The following is a 709-nucleotide window of genomic DNA, read 5'->3' on the forward strand; positions in this document are numbered from 1 at the left end:
GAAGGGCAAGGGAAAAGGGCACGAAGTCTTTCCATATCTGCTGAAAAACCTTGCCGTCACACGTTCCAACCAGGTTTGGGCGATGGACATCACCTATATCCCGGTAAAAGGCGGATATCTGTATCTTGTCGCCATCATTGATCTTTACAGCCGTTATGTGGTGGCATGGAACCTGAGCAACACGATGACTTCGGAGTGGTGCCGCGATATGCTGGATGAAGCCATAGAGACTTACGGAAAACCCGAAATCATCAATACCGATCAAGGCAGCCAGTTCACTGCAAACGTGTTTACGGAGTATGTAAAATCCCACAAAACCATCCGCCAGAGTATGGATGGCAAAGGACGGGCATTGGACAATATTTTTATCGAGAGACTTTGGCGCAGCGTAAAGTATGAAAACGTGTATCTTTACGCCTATCAGGACGGAAAAGCGTGCTATAGTGGATTGAAAAAGTACTTTACCTACTACAATCACCATCGCAGGCATCAAAGTCTGAACTACCAGGTCCCTGCAGTAATTTATAATCTTACAGAAATAAAAGCAGCGTAATGAAAGTTCACGCAGTTTCACACATTCCCACACTACACGGAAAAATCTTTGAAGGGATTTTTCCTATGTGGAAATATGCAAAACTGCTACCCTCAAAACAAACAAAATCAAACTTAACTTTTAAGATTTACTGTCCAAACTATGGGGGGAACTATA

1 pseudogene is annotated in these 709 nt (G+C 43.4%); it reads left to right on the plus strand.

What is annotated here, in order from left to right:
- Positions 1-526: pseudogene (locus OD355_RS13790) on the plus strand (IS3 family transposase); the annotation flags it as partial.
- Positions 527-709: the final 183 nt, after the last annotated feature.

This window comes from Haoranjiania flava (genome assembly GCF_025631005.1).
GTDB classification, from domain to species: domain Bacteria; phylum Bacteroidota; class Bacteroidia; order Chitinophagales; family Chitinophagaceae; genus Haoranjiania; species Haoranjiania flava.